The sequence below is a fragment of the Aeromonas sp. S8(2024) genome, from assembly GCF_041403085.1.
In the GTDB taxonomy this organism is placed as follows: Bacteria; Pseudomonadota; Gammaproteobacteria; order Enterobacterales; family Aeromonadaceae; genus Aeromonas; species Aeromonas dhakensis.
Genome location: NZ_JBGLRF010000018.1, coordinates 1 through 22,637, shown reverse-complemented (window position 1 = coordinate 22,637; position 22,637 = coordinate 1). Strand labels below are relative to the sequence as shown.

Sequence of the window (22,637 nt, the reverse complement as noted above, 5' to 3'; positions counted from 1 at the left end):
GTCCAGGCACCGCCTTCGGTGATGGAGAGGCTGCCCAGTGCACCGGCACTCGGGGTGCCGTTGCCGGAAACAAACTTGGCTTCATCCGCGCCGTCCACGTCGGTCACGGTCAGGGTACCGGTCTCGGTCAGCAGCGGAGTGCTTTCATCTTCGGTCACACCACCGGTATCGGTACCGGTGATCACCGCGGCATCGTTGACGCCAGTGATGGTGATGGTGACGGTATGGGTGGTGCCATCGACAGAGGCCACGGTGAAGGTCTCGACCTTGGTCTCGCCCTCGCCCAGGTACTGCACCTTGCTGTTGTCGACGTTGTAGGTCCAGGTGCCGCCTTCGGTGATGGTTAGGCTGCCCAGCGCGCCCGCGCTCGGGGTGCCGTTGCCGGCCACAAACTTGGCCTCGTCGGCGCCATCCACGTCGGTCACGGTCAGGGTACCGGTCTCGGTCAGGGCCGGGTTGCTTTCATCTTCGGTCACGCCACCGGTATCGGTACCGGTGATCACCGCGGCATCGTTGACCGGCGTAACAGTCCCGGTCACGCCGCCTGTGGCGCTGTTCAGGCCATCGGTAACTGTGTATTCAAATGCGATGTTGCCGTTGAAATCCGGAGCCGGTGTAAAGATCAGCTGGCCATTGTTCAGGGTGACGGAGCCGTTGCTGATCGCAACCGTGCCGCCTTCGGCAATGGCCTGGCCGTTGATGGCGGTGATGGTGAGAGGATCACCATCCGCATCCGTGTCGTTGCCAAGCACATTGATGGTAACGGTGCCATCCTCTGCCACGGTGAACTGGTCGTCGCCCGGCTGGGGTGCGGCATTCACCACGCTGTTGTCGGTTCCCTTGGGCGAGGTGTTGCCCACCGGGTCGGTCAGGGTGGCATCCACCGTGATGGGGCCGTTGACCGGCAGATCCGTGGTGGGGATGGTCAGGGTGACCTGGGTGCGGCCGATATCGTCGGTCGTCAGAATTCTGCTGGAGTCGGGTACGCCATCACCGTTCCAGTCCACATCGAGACGATCGCCGGCCTTGGCATCGCCCGGCAGCCGGATGATGACATCCACCCCGTTCTCGCGCTCATTGGCGGAGATGACATTGTCCGCCCCGTCCTGGATGTCCACTTGCGGTGCCGAGGGAGCGGTACTGTCCACACTGCCGTCGTCAGTCGCGGTGCCGGTGTTGCCGGCCGGATCGGTGACGCTGCCCGTGACGGTGTAGGAACCATCCGGCAGCGGCGTGGTGACATCCACGCTGAAAGTGCCATCCGGATTGACGGTGGTGATCAGGGTTTGCTGGTTGCCATTGGCATCGGTCACCAGCAGGGTCACGGTACTGCCAGCGGCGGCATCCGTGGTACCCGTGATGGTTGGGGTAGTGTCGTTGGTATTGTCAGGCGCAGAGACGGTGATCACCGGCGGCACCAGATCGATCAGGCGGTTCTCTTCACCCGGCAGTGCATCCGCGGTCACGCCGGCATCGGTTTGATAGGTAGTATCAAAACCCGCCGCCGCTATGGTGGCATCGCCGGTACGGTCGATGGTGACGAAACCACCATTGCCGCTGGCGCCGGCCACGCCGCCAATACCACCACCGGCGGCAGGAGCCCCACCGGCAGCAGAGGCTTCAAACGCCTTGGTCGGGTCGGCGCCACCCAGAATGGCTTGCTGCAGGGCAGCAATGTCATTGGGATTGTCGCTCGGCACGTTCTGGGCAAGCAGCGGCTCTTGAGACGTTTCATCCTCAGCCTGCTGCTCGTTGGTCGGGCTCAGGGTGAAAGTCTGGTTGCCACCTTTGAAGCTGGCGCCCTCAGGAGTGATCAACACGGCATTCTTGGGCAGGATATCGCCTTCGGCGAGCGGTTGCTGGCTGCCATCTGCGGCGACCAGGTAAACCTTGCCTTTCAACTGGGTAACGACGACGTCCTGATCCAATGCAATTTCGTGGCTGCTCATGTTCTCTCCTGAATCTCTATTGGCATGCAATATTCCACCGTCTAATGTGCCCGCGAATGGCGCCGGAAACCAGTTAGAAAATTCGAATGGATAGACTGATTCGAGGCCGGAACGGTCGGTTAAACAGAAGGGTCAATAGCGGTGGGAATAAAAAATAAAATCAAGATGATCAATGTGTTGCAAAAATATGAAGGGAGCACCTCCAGTGCTCCCATTCGGGGTTATGTTCAGCTGCCAGCCCACAGCAGGATGGCGAGCAGCTGGGGCGAGATGATCCGCAGAAACATCACCAGCGGATAGACGGTCGCGTACGAGAGCGCGCTGGCACCACTGGTGGGATGCATGCCGTTGGCAAACGCCAGGGCGGGAGGATCCGTCATGGAGCCGGCCAGCAGACCGCACAGGGTGAGGTAGTTCATCTTGCCGTACAGACGGGCCAGCACCCCGACCACCAGCAGCGGGATCAGGGTGATCGCCACCCCGTACATCATCCAGGCCGGGCCGTCACCGTTGATCAAGGTATCGATGAAGCCGGCGCCGGACTTGAAGCCCACCACCGCCAGAAACAGCACTATGCCGATCTCCCGCAGCGCCAGGTTGGCACTGGGGGGCATGAACCAGTAGAGCTTGCCGATGCTGCCGATGCGCGACAGGATCAGCGCCACCACCAGCGGCCCGCCCGCCAGGCCCAGCTTGAGCGCGGCCGGGAAGCCCGGCAGGTAGAAGGGGATGGAGCCGAGCAACACGCCAAGACCGATGCCGATGAACACCGGCAGCATCTGCACCTGCTGCAGTTTCTGCTGCACGTTGCCCACCACATTGGTGACCGCCTCGATGGCGTCGAGCCGCCCTACCAGGTTGAGGATGTCGCCGAACTGCAGGCTGGTCTGGCTGGTCGGCACCAGTTCGATGCCGGCCCGGTTGAGGCGCGAGATCACCACGTCGTACTTCTGCTTGATGTCGAGATCGCGGATCTTCTTGCCGAGCACCTGCTCGTTGGTCACCACCACCCGCTCCACCCGCAAGTCGGTGCCGCGGGTGGAGAGCGAGGTCTCCACCTCCTCCCCCAGCACCAGCAGCACCTTGCGCAGGGCGTGTCGCTCACCCACCAGATGCAGCAGGTCGCCCAGCTCGATGCGCGACTCCGGCCGCGGCACCATCAGCTCCTCGCCGCGCTTGAGGCGCGAGCAGATGACGTCGGCCTCGTCGAGACTCGGGATCTCGCTCAGCATCAGACCATGGATGTTGGGGTTGCGCACCGCGATGTTGATGGTCTGCAGACTCTCCTTGGTTTTGCCGGCCTGTTGCTCAAACTGGGCGGCTTCTTCGTCGATCTTGATGCGAAAAAACATACGGATCAGCCACATGGTCAACAAAATGCCACAGATGCCGAACGGATAGGCGACCGCATAGCCCATCCCCATCAGGCCAGTGGAACCGGGGGCGGCCCCCAGCTCGGCCAGGATCTGCTGGCCGGCACCGAGGGAAGGGGTATTGGTCACGGCGCCGGAGAAGACCCCCAGGATCACCGGCAGCGGCACATCAAACAGCTGATGCAGAGCTGCCGCCACGGCACAGCCGAGCAGTACCAGCAGGGCAGCGAAGCCATTGAGCTTGAGGCCGGAGCTGCGCAGGGAGGAGAAGAAGCCGGGACCGACCTGAATGCCTATGGTGTAGACAAACAGGATCAGGCCGAACTCCTGAATGAAGTGCAGGGTCTGCTCATCCAGCGCCAGCCCCGAGAGGCCGGCGAAGTGGCCCACTATGATGCCGCCGAACAGCACCCCTCCGATCCCGAGACCAACGCCATAGACTCGCCAGTTCCCCAGCCAGAGCCCCAGCACTGCCACCAGCGACAACATGCTGATGGAAAGCGCGATATCACTCATTTCGTGCATCCTTTGCGAATTGAACTGTCCCTAGCTTGTCAGCAAACGTCGCGGTCAACTGTGTGATACCGCACGAATTTATCCTTTAGCGCGGCAAAAAATACCAATTAAGGGCTAGTTATGCGACGTAACCATAAATGGCCATAAAGTGACAAACACTGCCCCCCAGCACGAACAGATGCCAGATGGCGTGGTTGTAGGGGATGCGCTTGGCCACATAGAAGATCACCCCCAGGCTGTAAATGAGACCACCCAGCCCGAGCAGCAGCAAGCCTTCCCCCTCCAGATGGATATAAAGCTGATAGACCACCAGCAACGACAGCCAGCCCAGCATCAGGTAGGTAAACAGCGACAGCTTCTTGAAGCGGTTGATGAACAGCAGCTTGAACACCACCCCTGCCAGCGCCAGCCCCCAGATCACCACCATCAGCCCCTGTGCCAGCGGCGTGTCGAGCGCCACCAGCAGAAAAGGGGTATAGGTGCCGGCGATCAGCAGATAAATGGCACAGTGATCAAACACCTTGCACCAGCGCCTGGCCGGCCCCTCCGCCATGCTGTGATAGAGGGTCGAGGCCAGATAGAGCAGCACCAGACTGCCACCATAGAGGCTATAACTGATCAGTGCCTGGGTGCCCTGCGCCCAGCCCTTGTTCAACAACAACACCAACCCCAGGATCCCCAGCACAAGCCCCAGCCCGTGGCTGAGGCGGTTGGCCAGCTCCTCGCGGGGCGAATAATCCGTCACACTGCTCATTGCATACTCCTGCCCAAACTGCGCTCACTCTAGCTGCCGTCATTTCAGAGTACAAGTGTTAGCTTAAAGATGATCAGCCCCTATTTGCGATGTTTCCTCACCGCGCGCATGGCTGTCAGCCGTTGACCTTTGGTGTATGCTCTGCGGCCGATGCCCACTTAGCTGTTGCCGCCCCTTGTTCACCCCCGACTCCCCGGCAACCCGGTCTGGAGAACCTGATGAAGTTGACTGAGCTGTTTGCACAACCGGATCCGGCCTTTGGCCAGGCCATGACGGATCTGCTGGAGACCTTCCACCACTCGGATGACAGTCAGGCTCCCTATCAGCGCGACCAGTTCACCCACCAGCTTGAACAATCGGGCATGCCGGAAACGGGGCTCGCCATGGCGGACTACCTGACCAGGCTGGCCACCCTGGTGCCCGGCGCCTCCCACCTGACCTCGCCACGCTACATGGGCCATATGACGGCACCATTGCCGGCCTTCACAGCCGAGCTCTCCCGTCTGGTGGTGATGCTCAACCAGAACCCGATGAAGATGGAATCCTCCCGCCTGCTCAGCTTTCTGGAGCGGGAGGTGCTGGCCAAGTTGCATCGCCTCGTCTATCGCGCCGACGAGCCCTTCTACGGCACCCATATGCATGCCAAGGATGCGGCGCTCGGCGTCATGACCAGCGGCGGTACCATCGCCAACGTCACCGCCCTCTGGCTGGCCCGCAACCGGGCCTGCGGCGACAACCTGTTCGCCCTCTATGAGCAGGGGTATCGCGGCGCCGTCATCCTGGGCTCGCGGCTGATGCACTACTCCTTCGACAAGGGGATGGATCTGCTGGGGTTGGGGGCGCGTAGCGTCTGGCGCCTCGAGACCGACCAGCATAACCGGCTCAGTCTGGCCGCGCTGGAGCAGGCGCTGATCCAGTGCAAAGAGCAGAAATTGAAAGTGCTGGCGCTGGTCGGTGTGGCCGGCAGCACCGATTTCGGCTCCATCGACCCGCTGCCTGAGCTGGCAGCCATCGCCGCTCGCGAGAAGATCCACTTCCACGTAGATGCCGCCTGGGGTGGCCCGACTCTCTTCTCGTCCCGCTATCAAGGGCTACTGGCGGGGATCGAGCACGCCGACACCGTCACCCTGGATGGCCACAAGCAACTGCTGGTACCGCTCGGTACCGGCATGCTGCTCTGCCGCCAGCCGGACCTGATGATGGCGGTCAAGCGAGAGGCCCCCTACGCCATCCGCGCCAGCTCCTTTGATCAGGGGCGCTTCACCCTGGAGGGAACCCGCCCGGCCAACGCCCTCTATCTGGATGCCGCCTTCCAGCTGTTCGGCCAGCAGGGCTATGCCGAGCTCATCGAGGCCAACTACGACCGGGCCCGCCTGATGGCCAGCCTCATCGACCAGGATCCGGCCTTCGAGCTGATGTCGGCCCCGGTGATGAACCTGCTCTCCTATCGCTGCATCCCCCCTCATCTGCAGGGCAAGGTGCTGGACGAAGCCGCCAACGAGCAGGTCAATGCCTTCAACGTCGCTCTGCAAAAAGCCCAACGCGCCGAGGGGCACAGTTTTGTCTCCCGCACCCAGCGGGCCGTGGGTCGCTACGGTGCCCAACCGCTCACCCTGCTGCGGGCCGTGCTGCTCAACCCCCTCATCGAAGAGCGTCATATTCGCGATCTGCTGGCAGATCAGAAACGGTTGGGCGATGAGATCGCAGGGCAGCTATTTGGCTGAGGAACTGGCTGGCGAATGAGCGGTCTTATTCATTTGCCGTTGCCCATCGGGCAGGTACACTGGATGAAATTTTGCGTTCCACTCTTGAGGGCGACGAGCCAGACATGAAGCAATTTATTGAATTTATTCCCCTTATCGTTTTCTTTGCGGTCTACAAGTTCTACGACATCTACATGGCCACCGGCGCCCTGGTGGTGGTGACCGGTCTGCAGCTCGCCTACAGCTGGGTTCGCTATCGCAAGGTCGAGAAGATGCAGCTGTTCACCTTCCTGCTGGTCGGCTTCTTTGGCGGCCTGACCGTCATCTTCCACGACGACACCTTCATCAAATGGAAAGTGACCGTCATCAACGTACTGTTCGCGCTGGGCCTGCTCATTAGCCGCTACGGCTTTGGCAAGAACCTCATCAAGCAGATGCTGGGCAAGGAGCTGCAGGCGCCGGATCCCGTCTGGGATCGGGTCAATCTCGGTTGGGTCGGCTTCTTCACCGTCTGCGGCCTGCTCAACCTCTATGTGGCCTTCAACCTGCCACAGGAGGTGTGGGTCAACTTCAAGGTGTTCGGTCTGCTTGGCATGACCCTGGTGTTCACCCTGCTGAGTGGTGTCTATCTCTATCGCCACCTGCCTGCCGAGCAGCTGACCAAACAAGAAGACGAACTGAAAAAATAACCGCCATCAGAAAAGGATCCTCTCATGTGGTATCTCATCTACTCCGAAGATGTTCAGGGCAGCCTGCCGCTGCGCAAGCAGGCGCGCCCGGCCCATCTGGCCAGGCTACAGGCGCTGCAGGATGAGGGACGGCTGCTCACCGCCGGCCCCAACCCGGCCATCGATGCCGAGGATCCGGCCGATGCCGGCTTTACCGGCAGCACCGTCATCGCCGAGTTCGCCAGCCAGGCAGATGCCAAGGCTTGGGCCGATGCCGATCCCTATGTGGCGGCCGGGGTCTATGCCAAGGTGACCATCAAGCCGTTCAAGAAGGTCTTCTGAGCCAAGGGCAGTAGAGAAATAAAAAGGCCGGACTGGAGACTCACTCCCGTCCGGCCTTTTTGCATTCCACCGTCCCGTTTATGCCTTGGCCACGAACCAGGGGTTGAGGATGTCGGGCTTGTTGTAGCGCAGCGGCGAGCCATCCAGCTGGGTGACGCTGCCGCCAGCCCCTTCCAGTACCGCCTGCGCCGCCCCCGTATCCCACTCGCAGGTCGGGGCGAGGCGCGGATAGAGTTCGGCGCCCCCCTCGGCGATGATGCAGAACTTGAGCGAACTTCCCATGGAAACCAGCTCTATCTCGCCCCGCTCCATGTCACCAAAGCGCGCCAGGTAATCCAGGGTTTCCTGTGACAGGTGATTGCGGCTGCCCACCACGCGCCAGGGTGTGCCTTCCTGATGAGGTCGGGTCTGGATAGCCTCATGCTTGCCATCGGCAATGCGCGAGGCCCCCACCCCCTTGCCACCATACCAGAGCCTGTCCAGCACGGGAGCATAGACCAGACCCCACAGTGGCTGGCCATGCTCGATCAGCGCGATATTGACGGTGAACTCGCCGTTGCGGGAGACGAACTCCTTGGTGCCATCGAGCGGATCCACCAGCCAATAGCGGGACCAGCCGAGTCGCGCCGCCATCACCTCGGGGGAGGACTCTTCCGACAGCACTGGAATATCGGGGGTGAGCCTGGCCAGCGCCGCGACAATCAGCTCGTGTGCTCCCTTGTCGGCGGCAGTCAGCGGACTCTCGTCCCCCTTGTACTCCACCGCAAAGGGTTGACTGTAGATGGCCATGATGACCTCGCCGGCGGCGCGGGCGATGGGCTCCAGCTCGGAGATTGCGGGAAAAAACATGGAAAAAGACATCCTGGTCAAATGGTTGGAGCAGTGTACCCATTTTGGATAGAGGAGGCTTATAGCCGTTTGCTCTGACTTATACAGTGTCAGATATGACAGACAAAAAGTGGCGCGGCTCGACTAATCCTCAATAGCGAATCCCACAACACAAGGACGTGACGCCATGAACTACAAGACCCTGACCGCCACCCTGCTGATGAGCTGCCTGCCGCTGCTCAGCCAGCCCCTGCTGGCCGCCGACAAGCCCGCCGCCACACCGGCCACCACGGTTGCCACCGCCAAGGAGAGTGGCAAGGTGAACCTGAATACCGCCAGTATCAACGAGTTGACCGCGCTCAAGGGCATCGGCGAGAAGAAGGCACAGGCCATCGTCGATTATCGCGAGAAACAGGGCAAGTTCACCACTGTTGACCAGCTTGCCGATGTCAGCGGTATCGGCCCCGCCACGCTGGAAGCAAATCGGGACATGATCATCGTCAAGTAACCGGTTTCCGCCACTTCCATCCTGAGGGCAGCCTGTGGCTGCCCTATTTTTCTTCGGGTATCATGGGCCCACTTTGTATCTCTGGACTCTCTCCATGAAAAAGACACCGCTCGTTGTACGCAAAGCCGTTCTTCCCGTCGCCGGTCTGGGTACCCGCATGCTGCCAGCCACCAAGGCCATCCCCAAGGAGATGCTGCCCGTCGTCGACAAGCCGCTGATCCAGTATGTGGTGCGCGAAGCCATCGCGGCCGGCATCAAGGAGATAGTGCTGGTCACCCACTCAAGCAAGAACTCCATCGAGAACCACTTCGACAAGAGTTTCGAGCTGGAAGCAACCCTCGAGAAGCGGGTCAAGCGTCAGCTGCTGGAAGAGGTGCAACACATCTGCCCGAAAGACGTCACCATCATGCACGTGCGTCAGGGTGAAGCCAAAGGGCTGGGTCACGCGGTGCTCTGCGCCCGCCCGCTGATCGGCGACAACCCCTTTGCGGTACTGCTGCCGGATGTGCTGATCGACGAGGTGGCCAGCGATCTCAAGCAGGACAATCTGGCCGAGATGGTGCACATGTTCGAAGAGAACCACATCAGCCAGATCATGGTGGAAGCCGTCCCCGAGAGCGAAGTGGACAAATACGGTATCGCCGACATCAAGGGTGAGGCGCTGAGCGAGGGCATGTCCCTGCCGATGCAGGCCATCGTCGAGAAGCCGCCCCGCGATGAAGCCCCCTCCAATCTGGCGGTGGTCGGCCGTTACGTGCTCTCTTCCAACATCTGGCCGCTGCTGGAACGCACCCCCGCCGGTGCCGGTGACGAGATCCAGCTGACCGACGCCATCGCCATGCTGATGGAGCAGGAGCAGGTCAACGCCTACTTCATGAAAGGGCGCAGCCACGACTGCGGCAGCAAGCTGGGTTACATGAAAGCCAACGTGGAATATGCAGCGCGCCATCCGGAGCTGAACGGCGAATTTATCAATTGGCTGAAGCAGTTTGCCAAGCAGCTGTAATCGCTGAATATTTAACCAAACGAAAGAATATTATACTGGGCATCATTCGATGCCCTTTTTCATTTTATAAACAAATATTCAACCATTGATAGATAAAATATCGCTAAATCATAATATTGTAATTTAATCACGCTTGTTCTATAAGGATTAAGGCTTGTTCCTAGCCCTTGCATAAAATTTCTAAAAAAATATAAGACACAGGTGGAAGTTCCAATGAATAATCCGTCCAAAGGGACCTTTTTAGGTCACCCTAAAGGGCTCTTTTTGCTCTTTAGTACCGAACTGTGGGAGAGATTCTCCTACTACGGCATGCGTGCCGTGCTCGTGCTCTATCTGACTGACATGACTGCCAACGGCGGGATGGGCTGGACTCAGGCCGATGCCCTCAAGCTGTACGGCATCTATACCGGTCTGGTCTACATCACCCCGATCATCGGCGGCTGGTTGGCTGATACCTTCCTGGGTCAGCGTCGCGCCATCCTGTTCGGTGCTGTCTTGATGGCCGCTGGCCAGTTCACGCTGGCCCTGCCCCACGCCATGTTCCCGGACATGGTCAACACAGTGTTCTATTCAGGTCTTGGCTTGCTGATCGTGGGTAACGGTCTGTTCAAACCGAACATCTCCACCATGGTGGGTGATCTGTATCAGGAAGGTGACCACCGTCGCGACGGTGCCTTCACCATCTTCTACATGGGCATCAACCTGGGCTCCCTGCTGGCCGGCGTGATCTGTGGCGCAGCCGCCACCGCCTACGGCTGGCAAGCCGCCTTCGTCAGCGCCGGTATCGGCATGCTGCTCTCCCTGGTAGTACAGGCCACCATGGCCCAGCGTTTCCTCGGTGACATCGGCCGCGTGCCGGCTGCCCAGCGCGCCGCCGAGCAGCGCTCCAAAGAGCAGAAGGCTCCGCTGACCAAGCAGGAAGTGGATCGCATCAAGGTCATCCTGGTGCTGGGTCTGTTCACCATCATCTTCTGGGCCGGCTTCGAGCAGGCTGGCGGTCTGATGAACCTGTACGCACAGGAGTATACCGACCGCATGATCGGCAGCTTCGAAGTACCAACTGCCTGGTTCCAGTCCTTGAACCCCTTCTTCATCATCACCCTGGCGCCCATCGTGGCTGCCATCTGGATCAAGCTCGGCAAGAAAGAGCCGAACTCCCCGGTGAAGTTCGCCATGGGTCTGCTGTTCCTGGCCGTGGGCTTCCTGTTCATGATCGGTGCCGTGCTGGAGCAAGGTGGTGATCAGGCCGTCAAGACCTCCATGTTCTGGCTGGTCGGCGCCTACCTGTTCCACACTCTGGGCGAGCTCTGCCTCTCCCCGATCGGCCTCTCCATGGTGACCAAACTGGCTCCGCTGCGTCTGGCCTCCCTGATGATGGGTGCCTGGTTCGGCTTCGTGGCTCTCGCCAACTATGCTGCCGGCTTCATCGGCTCCTTCGTCGGCGAGTCCGGCGCCATGGCCATCTTCGGTGGCATCGCGCTGGCAGCCGTCATCAGCGCCCTGATCCTGCTGACCATGGCCAACCGCCTGGTCTACTGGATGCACGGTGCCGAAGGCCCGGCCAAAGAGCCGCAGGAACACGACAAGAAGCTGCAATCTGCCGCCGTCTAAGCGGTCAAGATTGTCAGCAACAAAGAGGGCGCCCACGGGCGCCCTCTTTGTTTGTGGCCGTCTGACAAGGCCTCAATGATGTCGAACCTGCACATGCAGGGCACTGCCGCTGTCGCTGCGAAACTGCAGGTCAAACGGCTCATGCCAGCTCCGCCTGTGCAAGGCGTAGTGACTGGTGCGCAACAGGCCGAGCGGCAGCCCACCGGAGCGTACCAGCCAGTGGGGCGAGGTCAGCCCGGCATTGGCAAAGACCAGCCCGTCCTCCTGATCAAACAGCAGTGCGGCCATGGCAAACGAGTGGCGCAGGCCGGATTCGATCAACTGCAGATTGAGGTAGTCGAGCAATCGATGGGGTTGAGTCAGCAACAGGCTCTCGCCGCGCTGAAACTGACGATAGGGCCCGTTCATCAGGGAGCGCACCAGGGCCCCGCAAAACGCCGCATCCACCCCGAGCACCGGCAGCTCCATCACCAGCACCAGCAGCTTGTCATCCACCTTGAAGGTATCGGGAATGAACAGGTTGCCCATCCCCTTGAAGGTCACCTGCCAGGGACCCCACTCCTGCAGACCGGGAGGCTTCAACCAGGCCAGCAACCGGGTGGCCGCCTTGTCGTGCTCGCGGAAAAAGTCCATGTGCTCCATCAACTCCAGCTGCTGCCCATAGCCGTGGTTGGCCGCCAGACACTGCTCTATGCTGCGGCGCACCTGACCGAAGTCCGAGATGGGCTTGAGCAGAAAGTCGCGGGCGCCGGCGCGCAGCGCCCGCTCGACCGCCTCCATCTTGCTCTGGGCCGAGATGACGATGACAGGGGTATGAGGATAGCGGGCAGAGAGACAGGCAATGACCTCATGGCCATCCATGTTGGGCATGTTCAGGTCACACAAGACAACATCGGGGTGGTAAAGCGCGGCGGCGGAGAGACCTTCGATACCGTCTTCAGCCTGGAAGACGCAGGCGCCATCGTGCTCGAGATAATTTACCAAGGAGTGGCGAAAAACGACCTCGTCTTCCACCACCAGGATCCGTAATCCGGCTTTTGACATCTTGATAAAGCTCTTATTAGTCAACCAGTTATTTAGCTTCAAGCCTAGACCATAACCGACTGCACTGACCAATCGGATGATAGAATAATCTCCATTAAAGCTATGCCAGATAGCTATTTAGACCGTCAACTGTTTGAAATAAAGCAGGTAATGAGGTTGCTCGAAAACCCGCCTTGCCCTGCGGGCATCGCTTCGCCCAGCAAGGGGAGCATACGAGAGACAACCACTCCCCTGACGCGCGCGGGCAGAGATCGGCTGCGCCCCCGCCCTGCAGCATCTCACCCCAGCCACCATCAATTGTATGCAGCTCCGCCATGGGGGATAATGCCCCTCAATTTCGTCGATGAAGCATGCCATGACCCCAGCCGAATACAGCGCTCTCGCCCACCCCAGATTGTCCCACCCTGCCCGCAGCCTCTATACCCTGCAGTTGCGTCGGCTGGTGCTGGAAAATCAGCTGGCCAGGCTCAACTACCCGGAGCTTGGGCGGGCGCTGGCAGTGGTCGATCCGGGCGATCCCAGCGGCTTCTCCTTTCAGGTCAATGCCCGCCAGCTGACCGAACTGTTTGACGAGCTGATGGAGGCCGGCCTGCTGCAGGTCGAGAGCCAGACCGAGAGTGAGCACTACCATCAGTGTCCGTTCCAGTTGCCGCTGCTGACCCAGCGGGTGCGCAGCCCCCTGCCGGAGCGCCCCTTCCAGATGCACCTGCAGTGGCGCCCGGATGAAGAGTTGTCCGCCCTCGCCCGCCTGTGCGGTGTGATCGATGCCAGCTACAGCGAAGAGGATCTCGGCGAGTTCATCGCCTACTGGCTGGGGCGGCCCGAGGTGTTCGACTCCCAGCATCAGTGGATGCTCAAGTTCATTCGCGCCCTCAAGACCCGCCGTTACGCCCGCCGTCAGCCGATGAGCGTAACCGGCTATCAGCAAGTCACCCCGGAGCCGGTGGAGGCGGGCCCGAGCAAGCGGGCCCAGGAGATGATCGAAGAGGCCAAGCGGCTGGCCGCGCAGCGCCAGGAGCCGGATAATGATTGAAGAAGGCCCCTGCCAGCAGGCAAAATCAGACCCCAGTCCCCACCCAGACCGAGCAGAAGGAGCACTCCATGACTGATCCGCACGATCCCCTGCGCCAGGAGCTGGAAGAGATCGAGGCCAAACGCCGGAAGATCGCCAAGGCCAAGCAGGAGCAACGGATGCACGACCCCGAATTAAGCCGCCACGTCAGCGGCCTGCTCGAGCGCATTCGCCGCCTGCAGGCCCAGACCGGTGGCAGCCAGTACGACTATGAGACCCTGCGCAAGGAGTACGACGCCAAGGCCAACGCCGAGGTGCGCGAACTGCAGAAGGTGGCGCGGCAGGAGCGGATCCAGAAACTGATCGCCCAGGCCGACCTCAACCCGGACTGGATATTCGAGCGCATGGATGCCGGCGATCCCGCGCTGCAATACCCCATCGAGACGGCCCGCTACTTCATCAGCGGTTTCGAACACTGGGAGAAGAGCGGCGGTGGCTGCATGCTGATCTATGGCGACTACGGCACCGGCAAGTCGACCCTGGCCGGCGCGGTGGCGCACGAACTGATCGAGCGCCACCAGAAGTCGGTGATCTTCCAGCAGTGGGCCTCCATCGTTGATCGGCTGTTCTTCAACGTCATCCAGGATCAGGAAGAGCGCAACCAGTACCGGCGCGCCCTGGAAGAGGTTGACCTGCTGATCATCGACGAGGTGGCGGCCAATCGTGCCAAGATGGCGGAGAGCCAGTCCAGCTTCCTCGGCCACCTGCTGCGCCGTCGCCGCAACCTCTCAAAAAGCGTCATCCTCATCACCAACCACAGCCCCCAAAGCCTGCATCAGGCCATCGGCGACTTCAGCTTCGAGGCGATCAAGGCGTTCAATCCGGTGGATATCCACCTGAGCGGCCCCAGTCGTCGTCCCAATATCGGCCACTACAACGGCTGATGCTGCGTGAGCCGGGTGTCTCCGGCTCACCGTTTTCTCTCCTGCCAGACAAATAAAAACAACTCTCATTTACAACATCTCTTCCGCCCTCTAGGCTAGCCCTTTCACTCAAGGGAGCCGCACCATGCCAACCACACTCATCTTCGGAGCCAGCCGCGGGCTGGGCCGCGCCTTCACCGAGCAAGCGCTGCAACTTGGCCACAGGGTCGTCGCCCTGGTGCGCCATGCCGACATGGCCGCCGGGCTGCAATCGCTGGGCGTCGACGTCATCAGCGGCGATGCCCTGGACTCGCAGGCGGTGGCAGCCGCTTGCCGGCTGGCCGGTGACGGGGCGCAGGCCATTTCCACCCTGGGCAGTTTTCGCCAGGTTGAGCCCGTCGACTATCTTGGCAACCGCCTGGTGATCGACGAGATGGAGCGGGCCGGACTCAAGCGTCTGCTGCTGGTCACCTCCCTCGGCTGTGGCGACAGCTGGCAATATCTGCCCGAGCGGGCACGGGCCGCCTTCGGCCACGAGGTGCGGCTCAAGAGCCTGGCGGAGAGCTGGCTGCAGACCAGCACGCTGGCGTGGACCATACTGCGCCCGGCCGGTCTGCAGGATGGCATAGCTACCGGTGCGGCCGTGCTGAGTCAGGGCAAGGAGATGCACGGTCTGGTGCGCCGGGCCGACGTCGCCGCCTGCGGGCTGCGTCTGCTGACCGACGAGGCGACAGCAGGTCAGATCTACGCCATCGGCGACCCAAGCCTCAGCCGGGCATGAGCCATCGCCATAGCAAAACGGTCAGCCCAGGGGCTGACCGTTTTGCTTTCGGGGAACACCTAACCGGCGGAGGGCTCGCTCACAGCATCCCGCGCCAGAGCGGCCGGGCGAACCTTTCGCCTCTGGGATTGACGCCAGCCCAGCAGCAGGCAGGACAGGGCGCCATACAGCAGCGCCAGCCCCCACAACTGCCACCAGTAACGGGCAACCTGCTCGAACCCCGCCCCCATCTGGTTGAGGCGCAAAAACCCCTCGATGGCCGGAGTGCTCGGCACCCACTGGGCCAGCCAGTTGAGCGGCGCCGGAATGAGTTCCAGCGGCCAGATGAAGCCGGCCAAGAAGACCAGCGGCAGGGAAGAGACAAGCACCACCTGGGTCGGCAGATCGCGCCGGGTAAAGAGGGCCCCCAGCGCGACGCCAAACCAGGTCGTGGCCAGCAGGAACGGCAGGGTGAACAGCCAGAGTGTGGCCGGCTCGGCGGTACGCGCGATATCGTAGTGATCGAAGCAGAAGCCGAAGAAGTAGCTCACCGGCAGCACGAACAGCCCCCCCACCACCAGAGTACGGGCCAGCAGCAGTGGCAGGACGGGCGCATCCTGCCAATAGCCTGACTCGCCGCGCTGGCTGCGCTGGTTCTGGGTCGCCCCCAGGATGCCGGTGCCCATCAGCAGCACCTGATGCAGGATCAGCACGAACACAGCCGGCACCACGTAGTTCACATAGCCCATGGTCGGATTGAACACCGGCAGTACGTTGAGGGCCACCGCATTCCAGCCCATGGCCGCCTGCGGCAGCGCCTCGCCGTGACTCAGCAGCCTGGCCACCTTCACCTGGGCGGCCAGGGTGCCGCCCGCCTGGGCCAGCCCCTCGGCGATGGTGCCGTAAACCAGGAAGTAGGAAGCATCGCCGGCATAGCTCAGGGTCACGCTCTTGCCCAGCATCAGATCCCGATAGAAGTGATTGGGGATGTGCAGGATTCCGCTCGCCTCGCCAGCCATCATCCGCTGGCGAGCCTCATCCAGCGAGCTGGCCCGTGCCACCAGTTTTACCTGCGGCGTCGCATCGGCCATGAACTCCAGCTGACGGGAGAGCTGGCTTCCATCCTCGTTGACCACCACCACAGCCTCTTCCCGCGGCAGCTGGTGCAGATAGGGCTGCGGATAGAGGAAGGAGTAGAAGAAGACGCCGCCAAACAGGGTCAGCATGATGGCCCTGTCCGCCAGCAGGGTACGCAGCTCGAGGCGCAGCAGATCCCGGAATCCCATCATGGCTTGAGCTCCTCTTGTGACTGGGTCGTGCTCGCCTGTGCCCGGTAGCGACGCACGACCAGCAGCAGGGGCAGCAGAAACAGCAGCAGGGCGCCGAATTGCGGCAGCGCTGCCGCCAGCGGTTGACCGTAGTTGGTCTGGCCGATCTGCAGCTCGACATAGTGAGAGATGGGCAGCAGGCTGCGCCAGAACTGGGCAAAATCCCCCATGGCGCTGACCGGAAAGGTGACCCCCATGAAGGCGAACCCCGGCGCCGTGTAGGCCCCCGCCAGCGACAGAGCCCGGGCTGGATCCCGGATGACGGCGTAGAAGAAGGCTCCCATGCTGACGCAGGCGGCCGAGGCCAGCCCCAACCCCACCGTCAGCACCAGCCAGCTGCCGTGCATGGGATAGGCAAAGCCCTTGAACAGCAACAGCGTCCAGAGCAGCCCCCAGCCCCAGCCGATCAGCACGTGGGGCAGCAGGGTGCGCCAGAGCCCGAACCAGACCCCTTTGGTAGTCCAGTCCAGTCCCAGCCGGTCGGTGCGGGCCAGCGCATTGAGTCCGTAGAGCACCACCAGGATCTGCCACACCGCAGGCAGGATGGCGCTCAGCAGAAACTGGGCGTAACTGGCATTGAGGTTGTAGAGCGCCGTCACCTGACTGTTGATGGGCACCGCCTGGCCGAGCGCCCCGGGCAACACCTTGCCATCGGCCATCGCCGTCAGCACGCCGACCTGGCCGTTGAGGGTTCCCACCACCTGAGCCAGCGCCGAGTTGACCAGCTTGGCGATCAGGATGAACTGGCCGTTGTTGAACACGGTGACCCGCGGCTGGGTGCCTTGCCTGGCATCCCGCTCGAGATGATCGGGCAGCACGACCAGGGCGTAGATATCGCCTCCCCGCAGGGCGTTGGCCCCTTCAGCGATGGAGTCGAACTGTCGCGCGACCTTGAGCCCGGCGGAGGCATCCAGCGAATAGGCCAGCTGGCGCGACAGCACGCTCTGGTCCAGATCCACCAGACCTATCTTGAGATCCCGCGCCAGCCCGGCAGAGAAGATCCAGCAGAGGATCCCCATCAGCAGCAGGGGCAGCCAGCTTGCCAGCGCCCGGCCGAACGGATCCTGCCACAGCAACCGCCATTCGCGTCCCATCAGAGCTCAACCAGCACGCTCATGCCGACCCGCAGCCCCTCGACCGGTTGCAGCGGGCGCGCCTCCACCTGGAAGCTCTTCATGTCAAAGCCCTGGCGGGTGTCGGTGGCGCGCCAGGTGGCAAAGTCCCCCATCACGGCCACATGGGTCACCTTGAAACGCACCGTCTGCTCGCCAAGACCGGGGATGCGGGCATCGAACTCGGTGCCCAGCGCAAAGCGGGGCAACAGATCTTCACGCACGTGGAACTGGGCCCAGGCATCGTTCATGTCGAGCAGGGTCACCACGGGGAAGCCCTGCGGGGCCAGCTCGCCGCTGCGCAGCAGCACCTGGGATACTTCACCCGCATGCGGGCTATTGATGCGGGTGTCGGCCAGGTAGGCCTCCACTTCAGCCACCGAACCTGCCGCCATCTTGGCTTGCTCGCGGGCCGCGATCTTGGTCTCTTCCCGCGCCCCTTCCAGGGTCATCTGATACTGTTGCCAGGCCATGCCTTCGCTGTACCTGGCCGCCTGCCAGGCCGTCCAGGCCTCATCACGTTTTTGCAGCGGCATCACGCCATCCCGGTGCAGGCTGGCAATGCGCTCGTAGGTCTTGCCGCGCAGCAAGGCGGCCGCCTTGGCCTTTTGCCACTGATCCTTGGCGGCGGCAATCTGCTGCGCGCGCGCCCCCTTCTCGGCCTCTTGCGCCATGGCACCGGCCGCGGCCTGGCCCGCCTTGGCCTGGCTCAGTTTGGCTTCAATCTCGGGGCTCGCCAGGGTGAACACCAGCTGGTCCTTGGCCAGCTGATCCCCCTTCTTCACCAGCACCTCCTCGATGCGGCCCGCCACCTTGGAGGAAACAGAGTACTGCTGCGCCTCGATCTGCCCTTGCAGACGCACCGGCTCGGGTTGATAGGCCAGCCAGAAACGCCAGCCCAGCCAGATGACCAGCAACACCAGCGCCAATGGCAGCAGCAGCGGCTTGCCCTGGTTCATCTTCTTCTTGATGGGGGGATGACTCATGAATTCACCTCGGCAAACGGGCGACCCTTGGCGGTCGAAACAGACATGAAAATGGGAGCATGGCAGGCCGCGATCATGAGTTCACCTCGATCGCCTGCCCATGCTGATACTGGTTGAAGCTGTTCATCTGCCCGGAGAGGGCCAGCAGACGCGCCAGCGAAATGACGTATTGATAAGCGGCAGCGGCGCGCTGGGTCTTGACCCCGGCCAGCTGGTTGCGGGCATCCACCACATCGAGGGAAGTGGAGAGCCCCTGCCCGAATGCCTTGTCCCTAAGCAGCACGTTCTCCTCGGCCAGCGCCTGGGTAGAAGAGAGTGACTGGAACTCCTCCAGCCCCTGCGCCGCCTCGCGCCAGGTCTTCTCGACCAGCAACTCCAGATCCTGGCGGGTCTTGGCCTGCAGCAGATTGACCTGCAGCTCGGCGCTCTTGGCCGCCTGTACCGTCTCGGAGCGGCCGTCACGGCTCACCAGCGGCATGCTGACACCCACCCCGACCAGCCAGTCCGGGGTGGTCTTGGAGGCCAGCGAGTCATCCTCATAGAGGTTGTAGTTACCATACAGGAACAGCTCGGGGGCGTACTTGCCCTTCTCCAGCTTGATCATCCCCTGCGCCTGCTCCTTCTTGGCCGTCAGCAACTTGAGGCCGGGGTGCACCGCCAGCGTCTCCTGCACGAAGGCTGCGAGTTCAGGCATCTGCGGATTGATGAAGAGCTGGGTATCGGGCTCCGCCTGCTTGAGCTTGAGCATGTGGCCGAGGGCCAGCTGGGCAATCTCCAGGCTGCGACGCGCCTTCTGGGTATCGATACGGGCCCGGTCATAGGCTGATTGGGCGGAGAGACGCTCAACCCGGGCGATCTGGCCCTGGGCTTCCAGCTTCTTGGCATGCTCCAGGTGGTGAGCCAGCCCCTGCTCGATCTCCTGCTTGGTCTGCACCACCTGGGCCGCCAGCACCACCCCGAAATAGGTCTGGGAGAGGCTCTCGAAGGTGGACTGCTGCTTGAGCACCAGCAACTGCTGCGCCTCGCTCACCTGGGCCTGGCGAATGTCCTGTGCCGCATCGATGCGACCACCGGTGAACAGCGGCCACAGCATCTTGACCGAGCTGGTCACCACGTTCTGTTTGGTGAGGGGGGTGACGAAGTCATTGGGCGTCAGCTTGAGCGCCTGCATGATGGGCGCCAGTACCTTGCCGAACTCAGGATGACTGGCGATGGGGTTGAGGTCCATCATGTCCAGTTCCACCGGCTGATCGAGGTGGGTGTAGCTGGCCCCCACGTCCACCTTGGGCAGATACATGGCCTTGGCGGCTTCGCGCAGCTGTTGCGCCCGCTCAACCCCGGCCTGTTCCGCCGCCAGCCCGTCATCCTGTTGAATGACCCGGCTCCAGGCTTCGCTGAAACTGACCGTCTGAGCCTGGGCCGAGCCCAGCATGGCGCCAAGCAGACACGGGTAGAGAGATTTGATGAACCTTGCCGTCATACGTCCCCAATCTGTTTGTAATGAATTTGTTTGGAGTCTTTGCTCGATACAAGCTCGCTATCATAACGCAAACCCGTCCGGGATGGGGACAGGCAAATCATGGTCCCCCTCATCCAATTGGCCCCACCGCTTCGCTTCGACAATCTGTCCGATTTTCAAGCACTCCTGATTTTGCAAGCCTTGGCGCGACGTTTTTTTCAGAAAAAAATGGCTGACGCTCAAATACTAACCTTTTCTCCTGACTAAAAAATGCGTAATATACGCCGCCCTAAGCCGATGGTAACCGTGGAATGCAGATAGGTCCCCACACGCTTGAAACTCCCCTGATCGTGGCTCCCATGGCCGGTGTAACAGACCGACCATTCCGTGAACTTTGTTTGCGGCTGGGTGCCGGCATGGCCGTTTCCGAGATGCTGCTGGCCAACCCGGATGTCTGGGATACCCAGAAAACCCGGATGAGAATGGATCACTCTGCTGAAGGGGGATTGCGATCGGTCCAGATTGCCGGAGCCGACCCCGAGATGATGGCGTTTGCCGCCCGCTACAACGTGGAGCAGGGCGCTCAGATCGTCGACATCAACATGGGATGTCCGGCAAAAAAAGTGAATAAGAAGCTGGCAGGTTCCGCCCTGTTGCGCCAACCCGACCTGGTCAGATCCATCTGCCTGGCCGTGGTGGACGCAGTGGACGTGCCTGTCACCTTGAAGATCCGCACAGGATGGGATCCGGATAACCGCAATGGCGAGGAGATCGCCCGAATCGCCGAAGATTGCGGTATCGCGGCCCTCGCCGTGCATGGTCGTACCCGTGCCTGTCTCTACAAGGGCGAAGCGGAGTACGACACTATCAGGGCGATTAAGCAGGCCGTATCGATTCCTGTTGTCGCCAATGGCGACATAGACAGCCCGGAGAAGGCCCGGTATGTCCTCGACTATACCGGTGTTGATGCCGTGATGATCGGCCGTGCTGCGCAAGGACGACCCTGGATTTTCCGGGAAATCCGTCATTTTCTTGAGACGGGCACCAAGCTGCCACCTCCCGACAGGGAAGAGGTTCGCACCCTGATGAACGAGCATGTAACCAACCTGCACCAGTTTTATGGTGCATATCTGGGAGCGCGCATTGCCCGTAAACATGTGGGCTGGTATCTGGATGAAGAAGAGACGGGCCGAGAATTCCGTAAGCACTTCAATGCCCTGGATTGTGCAGACGCACAACTCGAGGCACTCGAAGCGTATTTCGATGGATTAGGTTAACGCATAACTAAAGAGCCGACCGAATATGTTCGAACAAACCCTGACTTCTGATGCATTGGTAACAACTACTCACAATCACGCTGCCGAGCCGACCCAGCGCCCCCTGCGTGACTCTGTGCAACAGGCCCTGCGTAACTACCTGGCCCAGTTGAACGGTCAGGAAGTGATTGATCTGTACGATATGGTTCTCTCCGAAGTCGAAGCTCCCATGCTGGACGTGATCATGCAGTACACCCGTGGCAACCAGACTCGCGCTGCCGTGATGATGGGGATCAACCGCGGTACTCTGCGCAAGAAACTCAAGCGCTACGGCATGAACTGATTTCAGTCATCCTGCTGCAGTGCAGACGAAGGCGTATCCCAGCAATGGGATACGCCTTTTTCTATGGACGACGTTTATCTTCTCACTCCACCGCCAGCTTGATGCCAAGCCCCACGAACAAGCCTCCCATCACACGGTTGAACCAGGTATTCAGCCTTGCAGGCAGCCTCACCTTGCGGCTCGCATAGGCGGTCGAGAAAGCCAGCAGATGGCACCAGATCATGCCGTTGAAATTGAAGATGCAGCCCAGCACGATGAATGCCAGCGCTTTTTGCGGCGCATCTGGCGCGATGAACTGGGGCACAAAGGCAAGGAAGAACAGGGCCACCTTGGGGTTGAGCACATTGGTGAGTAGCCCTTGCCGGAAGATCCTGCCATAGGAGAGCACAGGCAGGGACACAGCCTCTTCAGCCGATACCCGGCCTCCTCCCCCTTGCCTGAACATGGATAAGCCGAGATAGACCAGATAAAGCGCGCCCATCAACTTGATGACGGCAAACAGCTCGGCCGAGGCGCTCAGCAGAGCGGACAACCCCAACGCAGCAGCCAGCACGTGCACCATGGTGCCGGACCCTATCCCCAGTGCCGCCATGGAGCCTGCCCGCCAGCCCTGGGAGCCGCTGCGCAGCATGATGAGCAGGGAGTCCGGCCCCGGCATCATGTTCAACAGCAGGCCTGACAGGATAAACAACGCCAGATCGTGGATCCCCAACATACACAGCTCCCTTGTCGATGAAGTTCACAGTCTAAGGATCCCGCAGCCCTTGTCATCCCCTGCCAGAGCAATAGTGATCATCAACAAAAAGAATGACCATCCTGTTGAGCCATCAGAATCTTGGCTAACGAATAGCAGAGTAACAACGGGGAATAGCGGATGAATGAAGGCAGAAAAGATGCCTCACAGGGTTTAAATGGAAGTAGAGTGAATCAACATGGAACAGCCCTGTGCGGAGCGAGCAGAGGGGGAATAGCACGGGAAATTGTGCAGAAATCGCTGAATTTCAGGTAATAAAAAAGCCCGCTCTGATGAGCGGGCTTCTTCAATTTGGGTGCCTGGCAGTGTCCTACTCTCGCATGGCGAATGCCACACTACCATCGGCGCTACAGCGTTTCACTTCTGAGTTCGGCATGGGGTCAGGTGGTTCCACTGCGCTAT

General features: G+C 61.1%; 21 protein-coding genes and 1 rRNA gene. 11 read left to right on the top strand and 11 right to left on the bottom strand.

What is annotated here, in order from left to right:
• The 3 genes from ACB031_RS22710 to ACB031_RS22700 form a co-directional block, all read right to left on the bottom strand.
• Nucleotides 1-1,949: retention module-containing protein (locus ACB031_RS22710; RefSeq protein ID WP_371140262.1), on the bottom strand; the 1,949-nt coding region annotated here is incomplete at its 3' end.
• A gap of 227 nt (nt 1,950-2,176) precedes the next feature.
• Complete coding sequence (locus ACB031_RS22705) at nt 2,177-3,838, bottom strand: putative transporter (protein ID WP_005309602.1); 1,662 nt, start codon at nt 3,836-3,838, stop codon at nt 2,177-2,179.
• A 118-nt stretch (nt 3,839-3,956) separates the two neighbouring features.
• Nucleotides 3,957-4,592: a hemolysin III family protein gene (locus ACB031_RS22700; protein ID WP_010636289.1), complete on the bottom strand. Its 636-nt coding sequence runs from the start codon at nt 4,590-4,592 to the stop codon at nt 3,957-3,959.
• A 218-nt stretch (nt 4,593-4,810) separates the two neighbouring features.
• Between ACB031_RS22700 and ACB031_RS22695 the strand changes: the two genes are divergently transcribed.
• The 3 genes from ACB031_RS22695 (at nt 4,811) to ACB031_RS22685 (ending at nt 7,305) form a co-directional block, all read left to right on the top strand.
• A complete protein-coding gene (locus ACB031_RS22695; protein ID WP_279485322.1) occupies nt 4,811-6,316 on the top strand; it encodes an aminotransferase class V-fold PLP-dependent enzyme in 1,506 nt (501 codons plus the stop codon).
• A gap of 104 nt (nt 6,317-6,420) precedes the next feature.
• Nucleotides 6,421-6,984 (top strand): septation protein A, encoded by a 564-nt coding sequence (locus ACB031_RS22690; protein WP_005309592.1) that lies wholly within the window; start codon nt 6,421-6,423, stop codon nt 6,982-6,984.
• Nucleotides 6,985-7,008: 24 nt separating this feature from the next.
• Entirely contained in the window at nt 7,009-7,305 is a 297-nt protein-coding gene (locus tag ACB031_RS22685; protein ID WP_005309589.1) for a YciI family protein, read from the top strand.
• Between the two features lie 78 nt (nt 7,306-7,383).
• Here the strand turns inward: ACB031_RS22685 and cysQ are convergent, their stop codons facing one another.
• Complete coding sequence (gene cysQ / locus ACB031_RS22680; RefSeq protein ID WP_026141133.1) at nt 7,384-8,154, bottom strand: 3'(2'),5'-bisphosphate nucleotidase CysQ; 771 nt, start codon at nt 8,152-8,154, stop codon at nt 7,384-7,386.
• 166 nt (nt 8,155-8,320) lie between these two features.
• Here cysQ and ACB031_RS22675 point away from each other — a divergent pair, with 166 nt between their 5' ends.
• The 3 genes from ACB031_RS22675 to ACB031_RS22665 all read left to right on the top strand — a co-directional run bounded on the left by ACB031_RS22675 (nt 8,321) and on the right by ACB031_RS22665 (nt 11,258).
• The gene (locus ACB031_RS22675) at nt 8,321-8,641 is read left to right on the top strand and encodes a ComEA family DNA-binding protein (RefSeq protein WP_211052874.1); all 321 of its coding nucleotides are present in this window, start codon (nt 8,321-8,323) and stop codon (nt 8,639-8,641) included.
• Nucleotides 8,642-8,735: 94 nt separating this feature from the next.
• Nucleotides 8,736-9,647: a UTP--glucose-1-phosphate uridylyltransferase GalU gene (gene galU, locus ACB031_RS22670; RefSeq protein ID WP_005309577.1), complete on the top strand. Its 912-nt coding sequence runs from the start codon at nt 8,736-8,738 to the stop codon at nt 9,645-9,647.
• A gap of 213 nt (nt 9,648-9,860) precedes the next feature.
• The gene (locus ACB031_RS22665; protein ID WP_011707249.1) at nt 9,861-11,258 is read left to right on the top strand and encodes a peptide MFS transporter; all 1,398 of its coding nucleotides are present in this window, start codon (nt 9,861-9,863) and stop codon (nt 11,256-11,258) included.
• 72 nt (nt 11,259-11,330) lie between these two features.
• On the opposite strand, the gene ACB031_RS22660 is transcribed toward ACB031_RS22665, so the two are convergent.
• A complete protein-coding gene (locus ACB031_RS22660; RefSeq protein ID WP_065017543.1) occupies nt 11,331-12,302 on the bottom strand; it encodes a response regulator in 972 nt (323 codons plus the stop codon).
• Between the two features lie 355 nt (nt 12,303-12,657).
• On the opposite strand from ACB031_RS22660, the gene ACB031_RS22655 reads away from it, so the two are divergent.
• From ACB031_RS22655 to ACB031_RS22645, 3 genes are all read left to right on the top strand, one after another.
• On the top strand, nt 12,658-13,335 hold the full coding sequence (locus ACB031_RS22655; RefSeq protein ID WP_010636284.1) for a DnaT-like ssDNA-binding domain-containing protein: 678 nt from the start codon (nt 12,658-12,660) through the stop codon (nt 13,333-13,335).
• Between the two features lie 68 nt (nt 13,336-13,403).
• Nucleotides 13,404-14,258 (top strand): DnaA ATPase domain-containing protein, encoded by an 855-nt coding sequence (locus ACB031_RS22650; RefSeq protein ID WP_021469262.1) that lies wholly within the window; start codon nt 13,404-13,406, stop codon nt 14,256-14,258.
• A 124-nt stretch (nt 14,259-14,382) separates the two neighbouring features.
• The gene (locus tag ACB031_RS22645) at nt 14,383-15,018 is read left to right on the top strand and encodes an SDR family oxidoreductase (RefSeq protein ID WP_117405929.1); all 636 of its coding nucleotides are present in this window, start codon (nt 14,383-14,385) and stop codon (nt 15,016-15,018) included.
• Between the two features lie 59 nt (nt 15,019-15,077).
• Here ACB031_RS22645 and ACB031_RS22640 read toward each other — a convergent pair whose 3' ends face one another.
• The 4 genes from ACB031_RS22640 to ACB031_RS22625 all read right to left on the bottom strand — a co-directional run bounded on the left by ACB031_RS22640 (nt 15,078) and on the right by ACB031_RS22625 (nt 19,855).
• A complete protein-coding gene (locus ACB031_RS22640) occupies nt 15,078-16,286 on the bottom strand; it encodes an ABC transporter permease (RefSeq protein WP_117405928.1) in 1,209 nt (402 codons plus the stop codon).
• Entirely contained in the window at nt 16,283-17,419 is a 1,137-nt protein-coding gene (locus ACB031_RS22635; RefSeq protein ID WP_017787555.1) for an ABC transporter permease, read from the bottom strand. Before ACB031_RS22635 ends, ACB031_RS22640 begins: the two co-directional genes overlap by 4 nt.
• Nucleotides 17,419-18,423, bottom strand: coding sequence for an HlyD family secretion protein (locus ACB031_RS22630; RefSeq protein ID WP_017787554.1), 1,005 nt, complete (start codon nt 18,421-18,423; stop codon nt 17,419-17,421). The genes ACB031_RS22635 and ACB031_RS22630 overlap by 1 nt, the downstream gene beginning before the upstream one ends.
• 73 nt (nt 18,424-18,496) lie before the next feature.
• Nucleotides 18,497-19,855 (bottom strand): TolC family protein, encoded by a 1,359-nt coding sequence (locus ACB031_RS22625; RefSeq protein WP_017763945.1) that lies wholly within the window; start codon nt 19,853-19,855, stop codon nt 18,497-18,499.
• Nucleotides 19,856-20,193: 338 nt separating this feature from the next.
• Here ACB031_RS22625 and dusB point away from each other — a divergent pair, with 338 nt between their 5' ends.
• Together dusB and fis are read left to right on the top strand one after the other, a co-directional pair.
• Entirely contained in the window at nt 20,194-21,159 is a 966-nt protein-coding gene (gene dusB, locus ACB031_RS22620) for a tRNA dihydrouridine synthase DusB (RefSeq protein ID WP_124250971.1), read from the top strand.
• A gap of 25 nt (nt 21,160-21,184) precedes the next feature.
• Nucleotides 21,185-21,481, top strand: a complete 297-nt coding sequence (gene fis / locus ACB031_RS22615) for a DNA-binding transcriptional regulator Fis (protein ID WP_005309538.1) — start codon at nt 21,185-21,187, stop codon at nt 21,479-21,481.
• A gap of 82 nt (nt 21,482-21,563) precedes the next feature.
• On the opposite strand, the gene ACB031_RS22610 is transcribed toward fis, so the two are convergent.
• Complete coding sequence (locus tag ACB031_RS22610; protein ID WP_371140261.1) at nt 21,564-22,196, bottom strand: LysE family translocator; 633 nt, start codon at nt 22,194-22,196, stop codon at nt 21,564-21,566.
• 336 nt (nt 22,197-22,532) lie between these two features.
• A 5S ribosomal RNA gene (gene rrf, locus ACB031_RS22605) occupies nt 22,533-22,637 on the bottom strand; the annotation flags it as partial.